The organism is Mesorhizobium sp. M4B.F.Ca.ET.017.02.2.1 (assembly GCF_003998955.1).
GTDB lineage: Bacteria > Pseudomonadota > Alphaproteobacteria > Rhizobiales > Rhizobiaceae > Mesorhizobium > Mesorhizobium abyssinicae.
Genome location: NZ_RZOF01000159.1, coordinates 1 through 13,127, shown reverse-complemented (window position 1 = coordinate 13,127; position 13,127 = coordinate 1). Strand labels below are relative to the sequence as shown.

Sequence of the window (13,127 nt, the reverse complement as noted above, 5' to 3'; positions counted from 1 at the left end):
GATCCGGAATCGTTTTCGGCGCTCAGGAAATCACGCCGAGCTCGCGTCCCACTGCGCCGAATGCCTCAACTGCCCTGTCGATATCGGCGCTGGAATGCGCCGCCGACATCTGGGTGCGGATACGGGCCTGGCCCTTCGGCACCACCGGGAAGGAAAAGCCGATGACATAGATGCCGCGCTTCAGCATGCGTGCCGCCATCTCCTGTGCCAGAGCCGCATCGCCCAGCATCACCGGGATGATCGGATGGTCGGCGCCGGCCAGCGTGAAGCCGAGTTTGCCCATCTGAGACCTGAACCGCGCCGCATTGGCATAGAGGCGTTCGCGCAACGCATCGCCATGGCGGATCATGTCGAACACTTTGATCGAGGCGCCGGCGATCGCCGGCATCAGCGTGTTGGAGAACAGGTAGGGCCGCGAGCGCTGGCGCAGCCAGTCGACCACCTGGGCTTTGCCTGAGGTGTAGCCGCCGGAAGCGCCGCCCAGCGCCTTGCCGAGCGTGCCGGTGATGATATCCACCCTGCCCTCCACGCCACAATGCTCGGCCGAGCCGCGGCCGTTCTTGCCGACGAAGCCGACGGCGTGGCTGTCGTCGACCATGACCATGGCGTCGTATTTCTCGGCGAGATCGCAGACGCCTTTGAGGTTGGCAATGATGCCGTCCATAGAAAACACGCCGTCGGTGGCGATCAGCCGGAAGCGGCAATCCTTCGCCTCCTTCAGCTGGGCCTCGAGATCGGCCATGTCGTTGTTGGCGTAGCGGAAGCGCCTGGCCTTCGACAGCCTGACCCCGTCGATGATCGAGGCATGGTTCAGCGCATCGGAGATGATGGCGTCCTCTTCGCCAAGCAGCGTCTCGAACAGGCCGCCATTGGCGTCGAAGCAGGAGCCGTAGAGGATGGTGTCATCCATGCCGAGGAAGGACGAGATCGTGGATTCGAGCTGCTTGTGCTCCTCCTGCGTGCCGCAGATGAAGCGCACCGAGGCCATGCCATAGCCATAGCGGTCGAGCGCCTGTTTGGCCGCCTCCCGCAGATCCTCGCTATCGGCGAGACCGAGATAGTTGTTGGCGCAGAAATTGAGCACCGTGTCGCCGCCGACCTCGATCCGCGCCGACTGCATCGAGGTGATGACCCGCTCCGACTTGTAGAGGCCGGCCGATTTCAGGCCTTGGAGCTCGCTGTTGATGTGGGAAAGGAATGCTTGGCTCATGGTCGGGCCTTGTTCATGCAATCTCTCCACGAAGCACCCGCAAGAGGCGCTCGAAGTGACTGGGATCGTGTGCGTTGAGGAGCGCAGCTTCGCGAGGCAGATGCAGATCCCAGAGACGCGACAGCCAAAAGCGAAAAGCTCCTGCTCGCTGCATTGCAGGAAGCAATGAGCGTTCGGCTGGAGTAAGCGCGCGAACGGACTCATACCTGCCGAGGAAAGCCGCGGCTAGCTTATCGTGTTGGCGGCCGGTGCAGCCTTCGACGCACCAGTCATTGAGGCACACTGCAATGTCGAACAGAAACGCGTCACATCCGGCGAAGTAGAAATCGAGGACGCCGGTCAGGCACTCACCGTCAAACAAGACGTTGTCGCGAAAGAGATCGGCGTGCACCGGACCCTTTGGTAGCTGCTTATAGGAAGGAGACGCTGCGATCTGCTTCTGGAAGGCCAACTCGCTCGAGAGCAGCGAGCGCTGTCCATCGGAGATGCAGCGGCTGACCACTGGCGCCACCTTGTCCCACCATTCAAACCCTCGTGGATTGACCTGATGTCGTGGGTAATCGCTTCCAGCCACGTGCATTAGCGCCAAAACCTCCCCGACTGAGCGACAATGTACCTCTGTCGCTGCTGTCACGCTCTCGCCGGCAAGCCTGTTGACGACAACAGCGGGCCGGCCCCTCAGTGCGTGAAGGATTTGGCAGCTGCCGCTGGCGACCGGGTTCGGGACCGGCATCCCTCGCGTCGCAAGGTGCTTCATGAGGTGGAGGTAGAACGGCAATTGCTTGAACGTAAGCCGCTCAAACAATGTGAGCACGTACTCGCCGGTTTCGGTGTCGACGAAGTAGTTCGTGTTCTCAATTCCGGTCGTGATCCCGCGAACAGTGTGCGGCTTGCCCAGACCTAACGCCCAAAAGAATGCTGCGACCTCGTCGACCGAGAGCTCGGTGTATACGGCCATGGATGAAACAGTCCTCAGTCCGCGAAGCGACCTTCCTCTAGCCCGCGCCTTGCACGATCTCTGAGATGTAGTTCTTTACAGCTTGCGCATCGACTGGAAGGACTTTGTACCGTTTCGGCAAGTATTCTATGCCATTGAATCGTTCCGGACGATCGGGCTCCCGGCCCAGAGCCTCCATGATCGTCCCAGCAAATTTGATCGGCAGTGCGGTCTCGAGCACGATCATCGGCCTCTCCGGAACGCAGTGCTCGCGCGCGACCTTCACGCCATCGGCCGTATGCGGATCAATAAGCGTGTTGGAACGCTGCCACGTGTCGCGGATCGTCGCCAACCGGTCGGCGTGGGTGCTCTTGCCGCTGCGAAAGCCAAAACGACCCGCAATCTGCGTGAAGGCGGGATCACCGCTGACATCGAACGATCCTCGATCCGTTAGTTGACCGTCAAACATGGATTTCGTCCGGCGCGCATCGCGACCGAGCAGGTCGAACACGAAACGTTCGAGATTCGATGCCTTTGAAATGTCCATGGAAGGGCTTGAGGTTTCATAGGTATCGGCTTGGCTACGCACGCGACACACACCGGTGCGGAAGAACTCATCGAGCACGTCGTTTTCGTTGGTCGCAACGACGAGACGGGATATAGGAAGGCCCATCATGCGCGCGACATGACCGGCGCAGATGTTGCCGAAATTGCCGGAAGGAACCGTGAAGTCGACCTCTGATGCGTTCTCTTCGGTTACCTGAAAATAGGCAGCGAAGTAATACACCACCTGAGCCACCAGCCGGGCCCAGTTGATCGAATTGACGGCGCCGATCCTGTGGCGCCTCTTGAAGTCGGCATCGCCGGACACGGCTTTCACGATGTCCTGGCAATCGTCGAATACCCCCTCAATGGCGATGTTCTGGATGTTTTCGTCCTGCAGGCTGAACATCTGGGCTTGCTGGAAGGCGCTCATGCGTCCGTGCGGCGACATCATGAAGACACGGATGCCCGTCTTGCCGCGCATGGCATATTCCGCCGCGCTTCCCGTGTCGCCGCTGGTCGCCCCGAGGATGTTCAGTTCCTCGCGCCGACGGGCCAGTTCATATTCAAGGAGGTTACCAAGTAACTGCATGGCCACGTCCTTGAACGCTAGGGTTGGGCCGTTCGACAGTTCCGCGACGTGAAGGCCCATCCCGAGCGCGCGCACCGGCGTGATCCGATCGCTCCTGAACAGCTCGAGCGTATAGGTCTTCGCGCAGATGGCCTTCAGATCGCCAGGTGGAATATCGTCGATGTAGAGCGATAGGATTTCGAAAGCGAGCTCGGAATACGACAAGCCCCGCCACCGATCCAGCATGGCATCGTCCACAATCGGGTAAGTCTCGGGCACATAGAGCCCACCATCCGGCGCCAGACCTTCAAGGAGGATATCGCAGAACGACCTGCGTTGGTGTTGGCCACGCGTGGAGATGTAGTGCATGTGATGCTTTTCCTCATGGCCACGATCGTCGGGCCGGGGTCGAGAGACTGCCCCCTCGGCTTCTCAGCGGCGGGCCCGCCACCAGGCGATCTTGTCCTGCAGGCCATAGCCTTTGATGATCGCCGGCAAGAACCAGGGATCGCCCCTATAGAAGGGAATGGAAGCCGGCGGTCGGAAGTCGAAAGCCGTGCTTGCTTCCGGCGCGCGGCCCATCAGCTTGTAGGCGGCACGCGTACCGACCCACGGTGCCCAGACCACACCCGAACCGCAAAAGCCGGTGGCATAGACGATGCCATCCTTCTCGAAGATGCGGGGCAGCATGTCGCGGTTCATGGCCACGTTGCCGAACCAGCTGTGCGAAAAGCGAACCTTCTCCAGCTCCGGGAAAAGCTCTACCAGACCGTTGCGAAGGCGGAGCGTCGGGGCTGTCGGATCGCTGTTGCCCCGGGAACTGTCTCGCCCACCGAGCAGAATGCGCGTGCCGTCGGGCGAAGGACGATAATAGAAGCCTAGCTCCCGATTCTCACCCATCATCATCAGCTTGGGCATCAGCCGCGTCATCAATTCAGGCGGAAGTTCCTCGGTGGCGATAATTCGGCTGCGAACCGGCACCAGCCGTCGGCGCAGGAATGGAGCGGCGGCATCAGTATAGCCGTTGGTGCAGACCAGCACCTGCCGTGCCTGCACAGTCCCGGCCGATGTCGCTACACGGAACCCGGACACATCTTTTTCGATGGAAATCACGGGCGTTCGTGAGTGGACCGTCAGCCCGGAAGCCAAGGCCACGCGCAGGAGCTCGGCGTGGAACTTAGCCGGGTGCAAACCGCCAATGTCCATCCGAACCGTGCCGCCTCGGTAGAAGTCGGTGCCGATGTAGTTGCCCTGCTCGGCATGCGGAACAGCGTACGATTCGATCCCTAGCCTCTTCGCCAGCGCCTCGGCGCCGCGGGCCATCTTCTCGTACTGGTCGTATCCGATAGCACCCATGAACCGACCGACCAGCTTGAAATCGCAGTCGAGTCCCTCGGTCTTAATCAAGTCATAGAGGAACTCGCGCGCGAGCTTGCCTTCAACCTCAACCGCCTTGGCTTTATCCTCGCCAAAACGCCTGGTGATCGTGGCATAGTCCGGTCGGATTGATCCACTGGTGATCCCTCCGTTGCGCGACGAGGCTCCTTCGCCAGGGTTAATGGCATCGAAAGCTGCAACCGAACGCCCTTCTCGAGCCAGCACGAGCCCGGCCGAGAGACCGGCATAGCCGGCGCCCACGATCGCCACGTCCAGCCTCCTGGCGAAAGGCTGTGGCGGCAGCGGCCTCACCGGCGCCGCTTCCCACCAGTAGGGCGTATTCTTGTCGGCGACTTTTAGCTCGTCCACGTGACTGACTTCTCGTTGCGTTTGCTGATGAGAGAGCGGGCTATTTGCCCAACGTTCAAATGTGGTCATCCCGAACGTCCAGCGCGTCGCGCAGTCCGTCACCAATGAAGTTGAAACTGGTCACCGCGACGGTGATCGCAGCTCCGGGAATGATGGCAAGCCAAGGTGCGCTGCCCAGATATTGCTGGGCGCCGTTGAGCATGTTGCCCCAGCTTGGCAGTGGCGGCTGGATGCCGTAGCCGAGAAAGCTGATGTAGGCTTCCATGAGAATGGCTCGCGCGACCGTCAAGGTGGAGGCAACGATGATCGGTCCCATGGCGTTTGGCAGTATCTCGCGGAACATAATATGGGTGCCGCTCAATCCCAGCATGCGTCCGGCCAGGACGAACTCGCGTTCGCGCAACGAGCGCACTTCCGCTTCAACGATACGGGCAACCTCCATCCAACTTGTGAGCGCGATGATGACGGTGATCATCACGGGACTGGGCTTGAGTGCCGCAGCCAGCGCAAGCAGCAGAAAGATCGATGGGAACGATAGGAAGCCATCGACCGTGCGCATCAGCGTGGCCCCAATCCAGCCACCGCGATAGCCCGCGATCACGCCGACCATAGTGCCGACGAGTGTCGACAACACCATGGCGAAGAAACCCACCAGCAGCGAGATACGTCCCGCCATCAAAAGTCTTGCCGCCAGGTCGCGGCCGAGCGGATCAGTGCCTAGGAAGTGGTGGCCCGTGAGCGGCGGAGCAAAGCGAGCCCGCAGGTCGATATACAGCGAGTCATAAGGCAGGAGATGCGGGCCAAGGACGCAAGCGAGGCACAGGAAGACGATCATCGTCAAGCCGAGCAGCGCCAAGCGATGCCGCATGAAGCGACGTGCCGCGCGGTTGTTGCTCCATCGGCCTGGAGCTGCATTTGCGGTGAGAGCGGTCATATCGGCTGTCTCCTGTCGGGAAAGTTGCGCGTTCAAGCCAGACGAATGCGCGGATCGACAATAGCGACGACGACATCGGCGATCAGGTTTCCAAGCAGAACGAGGATAGCCGAGAACATCAAAAGCCCCATCACAACGGGATAGTCGCTGTAACCAAGGCTATCGAGAAACAAACGTCCCATTCCTGGCCAGGTAAAGACAGTTTCGGTCACCAGCGCGCCGGTGAGCACACTGGGAAGCTGCATTCCGGCCAAGGTAATCATCGGCAAAAGCGCGTTACCGACGACATGCTTCATCAGAATCCGGCGTTCACTCAATCCCTTGGCCCGAGCCGTCTTGACGAAATCCTGGCTGATGGCGTCGAGGGTCGCCGTTCGCATGTAGCGGCTCCAGATCGCGACATGGACCAGGGACAGCACGATGCTTGGCAGGATCAGATGGTGGAGATAGCCGAGGATCGAGCTATCGCCGATCTCGGATATATTGCCCGCCGGCAGCCAGCCCAGCTTCAGGGAAAAGATGTAAATGCCGATGAGTCCGAACCAGAAAGTAGGGACCGACAATGCGATCATGGCACCGACAGTCGCTAGATAGTCGAATAGCGAGTAGCGGCGCGTGGCACCCCGAATTCCGATCCAGGCGCCAATGGAGATAGCAATCACCGTTGAAGATCCCATCAGCAGTAGCGTGGCAAAGAGATGGCTGCCAATGATCTGCAATACCGGCGCTCCGTCGCGGAAGGAGTGTCCCCAGTCGCCCCGCACCAGCCGCCACGCCCAGTCCAGATATTGGATCCATATGGGGCGATCGAGGCCCAGCAGCCCCTTGAGGCGCTCGATGTCCTGCTGGGTCATCCCGGGATCGAGCCCGAATTGGGCCATCGGGCCGCCGGGCAGAAGATTCAGAATGCCGAAGCCGATGATCGAAACGATCACAAGCAATACCAGGCTCTGCGAGAGGCGATTGAGCAGGAAGCCACGCATTCTGAGTCCTCCGTTCGGGTTGACGGTTCTATTCTATTGCCGCCGCCGCGGTGAGACCGGGCGGCGGCAACGGCGTAATCAAGCCTTCCACTGCCAGCCTGCGGCATGCCACGAGGCAGTGCGCGTGTTGGCGTTGGGCTCGAAACCGTCCAGTCCTTTCTTGCGTCCGAGCACGTTAGTAAGCGCCGACAGCGGCAGGAAGGGCAGATCATGACGCACTATTTCCTGCACGCGGTTATAGACTCCGCGCCGCTCCTCAGGATCGAAGATGCGAGCACCCTTTTCGAGAAGGGCATCGACCTCAGGATTGGAATATTGCCCGGTGTTCGAGCCGTGTCCCCCCTGAGCGGCGATTGCCTTCGTATGAAGGCGATTTGTGGCATCGGGGTCCGCGGCAATCAGATAGGTAACGCCAACCATGGCTGTGTCGAATTGTGACTTCAGCCAGAATTCGCCCCACATGACCGCGGCCGGCAGATTTGAGATCTTCATCTCTACGCCGATCTCGGCAAACGTCTGCTGCAGGAACTGCTGCGTCTGCTCGCGGAGGTTGTTGCCAGACGTTGTTGAGTTGGAGAACGACAGTCGCACTCCGTCTTTGGCTCGGATTCCATCCGGTCCCGGAGTCCAGCCGGCCTCATCCAGAATCTGACGCGCGCGGTCCAGATTGAACTCCTGCACGGGAAGGTTCGGATTGTAGTAATAGGACTCCTTCGGCATGAAGGTCTCAGTGAGCGTGCCCACGCCGTAGTAGATCGTGTCGACGATGGCTTTCCTGTCCATCGCCGCGTAGAGCGCCTGGCGCACGGCCAAGTCCTTGAACTGCGGACGGCCCAAATTGAGATAGATCGACTCCAAGGATGCCCCGGTCTCCAGTGTCACCACGCGGTCTGGCAGTTCGCGGGCTTCAGAGTAATGGTCGGCAGTGATGTACGACTGATCGACCAGGTCTACGTCGCCGCTCTTGAACTGCGTGTAGAGCACGGTCATATCGGGAATATATTTGAAGACGAGCTGCTCCACATAAGGGCCTTCGCCGGCATAGTCGGGATTGGCGACGAGCTCGATATGGTCGCCTGCGACGCGCTGGCTCCATTTGAATGCGCCGGTGCCGATCGGCGCCTGGTTGAACGCAGCTGTATTGGGATCGGCCTCTTTCTCCAGAATGTGCTTGGGGACCATGAAGGTTTCGGCCAGGAACGAAAGATAGGGCGCGAAAGCCTCCTTCATCCGCCATGTGATCTCAGTAGGCGAAACCACTGTGATGTCCTGCACGAGCGAATGGCCGCTCGTACGCCAGGCCCGAAACTTCGGGTTCGTGATGAGCTCAAGGGTGAATTTCACGTCCTCGGCCGTGAAGGGTTGGCCGTCGTGCCAGCGGGCATTGTCGCGCAACCTGACCCGCCAGTTGAGACCGTCCTCCGAAATGCCGCCGTTCTTCTGGCTTGGCACCTCGGCTGCAAGATTCGGCTGAAGCACACCTTGTGGATCCATCCGGACCAGCGCGTCGAAAACAGAAAAATGGACCGCGTCATCGACTTCGATATGCGCCATCAACGGATTGAACACGGTCGGCTCCTGCGAAAGGCCGACGACAACGCGACCGGTCGGACCCCCAGAAGGGGTCTTGGCGAAGGCGGGCTTGCCCAGCAGATTGGGCGCGATGAGGCCTGCAGCCCCGCCAAGCGCCATCAGTCGCAGCGCTTCGCGCCTGGAGTAGTTGGACGTAGTCTGTGAATTTTTGGTCATGGTAGTTCCTCTCTTGTTATTTTTCATGCGTTCGCTGCAATGGGACGGGCATTGCCCGACCTCTCCCCTGGAATTGCCGCCACGAGTTGGCGCGTGTAGGCGGCTTGCGGGTTTAGGAATATCTGCGAGGGCGGTCCGTGCTCGACGATCCGGCCCTTCTGCATCACCGCGATTTCATCGCAGATCTGGCTGGCGACGCGCAGGTCGTGGGTGATGAAGACCATCGACACGCCGGTCTCGCGCTGTATCTGGTCGAGAAGTTGCAGGATCTGCGCCTGGATTGACACGTCGAGCGCGGAAACCGCCTCGTCTGCAATCAACAGCTTCGGCTTGAACATCAGCGCGCGAGCGATGCCGATGCGCTGGCGTTGCCCACCCGAGAATTCGTGCGGATAGCGGCCAAAAGCGCCGGCATCGAGACCGACATGGGCCAGAAGCGCACGTGCTTCCTCGCGCGCCTGGGCATAAGGCGTCCCGTGGGCCACCGGACCCACGGTCAAGATGTGGCCGACGGTCGAGCGCGGGTTGAGAGACGCGAAGGGATCCTGGAAGATCATCTGGATCCGCGGTCTAAGCGGGCGGAACTCCGCTTCGGAAAGCTTGGCTATGTCGGATCCTTCGAACAAAATCCCGCCGCCGTCGCTGTCCAGGAGCTTGATCAGCAGCCGGCCCAGTGACGATTTTCCCGAACCGCTCTCGCCTACGACCCCCAGCGTGCGGCCGGGCGCCAGTTCGAACGAAACCTCGTCCACCGCTTTCACAATCCGCTGCGCTCCGAACAGCGCGCTGCCGTCACGATAGGTCTTCACCAGCCCCTCGACCTTCAGGATCGGCTCCTTGCTGGCGGGCTCGGCACGGGGGCGATCTTCGCCAGTCAGATGTGGTACGGCGGCAATCAGGCGCTGGGTATAAGGGTGCTTCGGAGAGCCCAACACCTGCTTGGCGCTGCCCTGTTCAACTATCTGGCCCTTCTCCATCACCACGACGCTGTCGGCGATTTCGGCCACCACGCCGAAATCGTGGGTGATGAACATGACGCTCATGCCCTTGCGGCGCTGAATGTCGCGGATCAGTTCCAGGATCTGTGCCTGGGTGGTGACATCGAGCGCGGTGGTCGGCTCATCGGCGATCAGCACCGTTGGCTCGAGCGCCAGGGCCATGGCGATCATGACGCGCTGCCGCTGCCCGCCAGAAAGCCGGAACGGATACTGGTGATACATGAGTTCGGGGTCGGGCAGCCCCACTTCAGTGAGCAGCTCAATGGCGCGGTCGCGGCAGGTTTCTGGCGTGCCGTAGCCATGCGCTGCCATAACCTCGTCAATCTGCGCGCCTACGGTCATCAGGGGGTTGAGCGCCGAGAGCGGGTCCTGAAAGATCATCGACACGACCCGGCCTCGCAGGTTGCGCAGCTTGTCGGGCGACATGCCGATGATGTTCATTCCCTCCAGCTGGATGAAACCCGACGACAGGCGGATCACCTTTGGCAGAAGGCCCATGATCGCGTTCGCAGTGACCGACTTGCCCGATCCGGACTCCCCTATGATGCAGAGGATCTGGCCGCGTTTCAGATCAAACGAGATATTCTCGACCGCATGGACCCGCTCCATGCCGGCCGGCAGGCTTACGGTCAGATCGCGCACCGAAAGCGCCACTTCATGAGGAGCTACAGCTTGGATGCTGGCGATCATCAAGACCTCTCCCTTTTCAGCCGCTCTCTTCAGCCCGCTGCGGATTGCGTTTTCGATCTCCGCCTCGAGGCGATCAATCGGCCAAACCGTTCCCTATCGTGAACTCTCAGGCTCACTTTCCAAGCCTCCCCTTCTGAAGCCTGCCGCCTACGTGGCTCTTGGCGACTGTCCGGGGAGTAACGGACCTTAGTCACCGATGAGTGTGACTCTTCCTGGCCGATAAAATCGCCGAAACTTAGCAGGCAGGCAGCAGGAACTTCCGCAGAGGGAGCCCAAATTGGTATTTCACTCTGCGCCTATTCCGGCAATCGAGCCACGCGAGCGGGTTCGGTGGACGTCTACATTCGGCTGTTGCAGTCGCCTTCCTGAAAGTTTCTGACGGTGGTCACGGAATCCAACGCATAGCGCCACGGCGTGGTAATGTGGGATGAGATCGCGGCCGAGGTGTCGCGGGAGTGACGCCGGGTGGGACAAGATACTGGTAATGCTATGACGGTGCGTATGACGCTCAAACCTCGCAGCCTCGACACGATTGTCGCCACCGCCCTTCATGGCGATATATTGTCCGACATTGCAGGGGCGCTGGCGGGGGGCCTGGGGGGGACGCCACCGCAAACGTTGAGCCCGATCGGTCTCTTGATGTTCGAGCCAATTCACGACTCGGCTTTCGACGTTGCTGGCAAAGGTATCGCCAACTCCATCGCCACCTTCTGTACCGCCGCCCGGATGCGTGAACATCGGGGTGAGAGCCCAGCGGCCATACGGCTGATGAGGGCCGTGGAAACGGTCTCGAGCGAAGGCGTGCTGACGCCGGATGTGCGAAGGACAGCGACCCCGCACGAAGCGATCGATGACGTCTGCCGGACGACCCGCGGTTCGAACGCGTGACAGGTTTACGATGAAGCTCGACAGAATCGACATCAAAATCTTAGCACAACTGCAAAAGAACGGTCGGCTCACGAATGTCGAGCTTGCCGACTTGGTCAACCTTTCACAGAGCCCTTGCCTGATGCGGGTGAAAAAACTTCAGGCAGAAGGTTTCATCACCGGTTATTCTGCCCAGATCGACGTCGCGAAGCTGGGGCAGACTTTGACGGTTTTCACTGAAGTGACACTCAAGCATCATCAGCATAACGACTTCGCGAGATTTCTCATCGCTATTCAGAAGGTAGATTCGGTCATAGAATGCCATCTGGTTTCAGGGGGTTACGACTATCTTGTGAAGTTTGTCACAGCTGGGATAACTGAATATCAGACGATCATGGAGCGTTTGATCGAATTGGATATTGGAATCGACAAATATTTCAGCTTCGTCGTGCTGAAGTCACCGATCGCGAAGTCCCATTTGCCACTCGATACCATTTTCGACAGATGAGAAGGCAGCTCCCGGTCTTCGGCCCAGAGAGCAGCATGCCGCCGCTCCCTTCAAACCGAAGTCCTCTCGAGCGACGTGAGTGACACCTGGTCGAAATAGAGAAAGGGGCGGTCTCCACCACCCCTTTCTGTTGTTCCAGCGCGCCCATACGCGTTTCAGTCTCTGCAGAAGCTAACCAAGGCCGCCAACATGAAAGGTCTTGATCTCAAGATATTCCTCGATGCCGAGCTGCGATCCTTCGCGGCCAACTCCTGACTGCTTGACACCGCCGAAAGGCGCAACCTCGGTCGAGATCATGCCTGTGTTGAGCCCGATCATACCGAACTCCAACGCCTCGGCAATACGCCATGACCGTTTGAGATTGTCTGTATAGAAGTAAGCGGCAAGGCCGAACGGCGTATTGTTCGCAATGGCGATGGCCTCGTCCTCCGTCTCGAAGCGAAAAAGGGGCGCCACCGGACCGAACGTCTCTTCCGACGCAAGGAGCATCTCGGTAGTGGCCTCTCCCAGCACGACGGGCCGTGTATATTGCTTGCCGTCGGGCACTGCCTCGCTTTGGGCGATGATCCGCGCGCCTTTCTCTTTCGCATCCGCGATGTGACGCTCGATCTTGTCGAGCGCGGCCGCGTTGATCATTGGGCCGATCTCAGTACCCTCGTCGGTCCCTGCGCCAACCTTCATCCGCGCGACGCGCTGGCTCAGCTTTTCGGCGAAAGCGTCGTAAACGCCTTCCTGCACGAGAATCCGGTTCGCGCAGACGCAGGTTTGACCGCCATTGCGGAACTTGGATGCGATCAACCCTTCAACTGCCTTGTCCAAATCGGCGTCATCGAACACGATAAAGGGCGCGTTGCCGCCGAGCTCGAGGCTCAGCCGCTTGATGCTATCGGCAGCGCCACGCATGAGCAGCGCACCGACGCGCGTCGAGCCGGTGAACGAGATCTTGCGCACCGTCCCGTTCGCCATCAGTTCGTTGCCGATTTCGGTGGGCATGCCGGTGACAATGTTGATCACCCCGGGCGGAATACCTGCCCGTTCCGCCAGAACGCCGAGCGCCAGCGCCGAGAATGGTGTGAATTCCGACGGCTTGATGACAACCGTACAACCCGCAGCCAGCGCCGGCGCCACCTTGCGCGTGACCATCGCGTTGGGGAAATTCCACGGCGTGATGATGGCGCAGACGCCGACGGCCTCCTTCAGCACCAGAATGCGGCGATCGGGCGTGGGCGACGGAATTGTCGAGCCACCGATCCGGCGTGCTTCTTCGGCGAACCATTTGACGAAGGAGGCGCCATAGCGGATTTCGGCGCGCGCCTCCGCCAAAGGCTTGCCCTGTTCCAGCGTCAGCAGCAATGCCAGGTCAGCCTCATTTTCCAGTATCAGACTATGCC

The 13,127-nt window shown here is 60.1% G+C and carries 10 protein-coding genes and 1 pseudogene; 2 read left to right on the top strand and 9 right to left on the bottom strand.

What is annotated here, in order from left to right; all coding sequences use genetic code 11:
• Positions 1-22 precede the first annotated feature (22 nt).
• From EN738_RS19170 to EN738_RS19135, 8 genes are all read right to left on the bottom strand, one after another.
• Complete coding sequence (locus EN738_RS19170; protein ID WP_127285070.1) at positions 23-1,210, bottom strand: glycine C-acetyltransferase; 1,188 nt, start codon at positions 1,208-1,210, stop codon at positions 23-25.
• 13 nt (positions 1,211-1,223) lie between these two features.
• On the bottom strand, positions 1,224-2,168 hold the full coding sequence (locus EN738_RS19165) for a homoserine kinase (protein WP_127285069.1): 945 nt from the start codon (positions 2,166-2,168) through the stop codon (positions 1,224-1,226).
• A 37-nt stretch (positions 2,169-2,205) separates the two neighbouring features.
• On the bottom strand, positions 2,206-3,630 hold the full coding sequence (thrC, locus tag EN738_RS19160) for a threonine synthase (RefSeq protein ID WP_127285068.1): 1,425 nt from the start codon (positions 3,628-3,630) through the stop codon (positions 2,206-2,208).
• Between the two features lie 63 nt (positions 3,631-3,693).
• Positions 3,694-5,007 carry an FAD-binding oxidoreductase gene (locus EN738_RS19155; RefSeq protein ID WP_127285071.1) on the bottom strand — a complete coding sequence of 438 codons (1,314 nt, stop codon included), beginning with the start codon at positions 5,005-5,007 and terminating at the stop codon, positions 3,694-3,696.
• Between the two features lie 55 nt (positions 5,008-5,062).
• The gene (locus EN738_RS19150) at positions 5,063-5,941 is read right to left on the bottom strand and encodes an ABC transporter permease (RefSeq protein ID WP_127285067.1); all 879 of its coding nucleotides are present in this window, start codon (positions 5,939-5,941) and stop codon (positions 5,063-5,065) included.
• A gap of 32 nt (positions 5,942-5,973) precedes the next feature.
• The gene (locus tag EN738_RS19145; protein ID WP_127285066.1) at positions 5,974-6,924 is read right to left on the bottom strand and encodes an ABC transporter permease; all 951 of its coding nucleotides are present in this window, start codon (positions 6,922-6,924) and stop codon (positions 5,974-5,976) included.
• Positions 6,925-7,002: 78 nt separating this feature from the next.
• Positions 7,003-8,673, bottom strand: a complete 1,671-nt coding sequence (locus EN738_RS19140) for a peptide ABC transporter substrate-binding protein (protein ID WP_127285065.1) — start codon at positions 8,671-8,673, stop codon at positions 7,003-7,005.
• 23 nt (positions 8,674-8,696) lie between these two features.
• Entirely contained in the window at positions 8,697-10,361 is a 1,665-nt protein-coding gene (locus tag EN738_RS19135) for an ABC transporter ATP-binding protein (protein ID WP_127285064.1), read from the bottom strand.
• 345 nt (positions 10,362-10,706) lie between these two features.
• On the opposite strand from EN738_RS19135, the pseudogene EN738_RS19130 reads away from it, so the two are divergent.
• Positions 10,707-11,249: pseudogene (locus EN738_RS19130) on the top strand (isocitrate/isopropylmalate family dehydrogenase); the annotation flags it as partial.
• Between the two features lie 10 nt (positions 11,250-11,259).
• Entirely contained in the window at positions 11,260-11,736 is a 477-nt protein-coding gene (locus EN738_RS19125) for an Lrp/AsnC family transcriptional regulator (RefSeq protein ID WP_127285063.1), read from the top strand.
• Between the two features lie 171 nt (positions 11,737-11,907).
• Here the strand turns inward: EN738_RS19125 and EN738_RS19120 are convergent.
• Positions 11,908-13,127, bottom strand: a 1,220-nt coding sequence (locus EN738_RS19120) for an NAD-dependent succinate-semialdehyde dehydrogenase (protein WP_145966877.1), incomplete at its 5' end; no start/stop codon positions are given.

Excerpts from the sequence above, each read along its gene's own strand:
- EN738_RS19140 (WP_127285065.1), bottom strand. The coding sequence starts at position 8,673 with ATGACCAAAAATTCACAGACTACGTCCAACTACTCCAGGCGCGAAGCG.
- EN738_RS19125 (WP_127285063.1), top strand. The coding sequence starts at position 11,260 with ATGAAGCTCGACAGAATCGACATCAAAATCTTAGCACAACTGCAAAAG.
- EN738_RS19145 (WP_127285066.1), bottom strand. The coding sequence starts at position 6,924 with ATGCGTGGCTTCCTGCTCAATCGCCTCTCGCAGAGCCTGGTATTGCTT.
- EN738_RS19170 (WP_127285070.1), bottom strand. The coding sequence starts at position 1,210 with ATGAGCCAAGCATTCCTTTCCCACATCAACAGCGAGCTCCAAGGCCTG.
- EN738_RS19165 (WP_127285069.1), bottom strand. The coding sequence starts at position 2,168 with ATGGCCGTATACACCGAGCTCTCGGTCGACGAGGTCGCAGCATTCTTT.
- thrC (WP_127285068.1), bottom strand. The coding sequence starts at position 3,630 with ATGCACTACATCTCCACGCGTGGCCAACACCAACGCAGGTCGTTCTGC.
- EN738_RS19150 (WP_127285067.1), bottom strand. The coding sequence starts at position 5,941 with ATGACCGCTCTCACCGCAAATGCAGCTCCAGGCCGATGGAGCAACAAC.
- EN738_RS19135 (WP_127285064.1), bottom strand. The coding sequence starts at position 10,361 with ATGATCGCCAGCATCCAAGCTGTAGCTCCTCATGAAGTGGCGCTTTCG.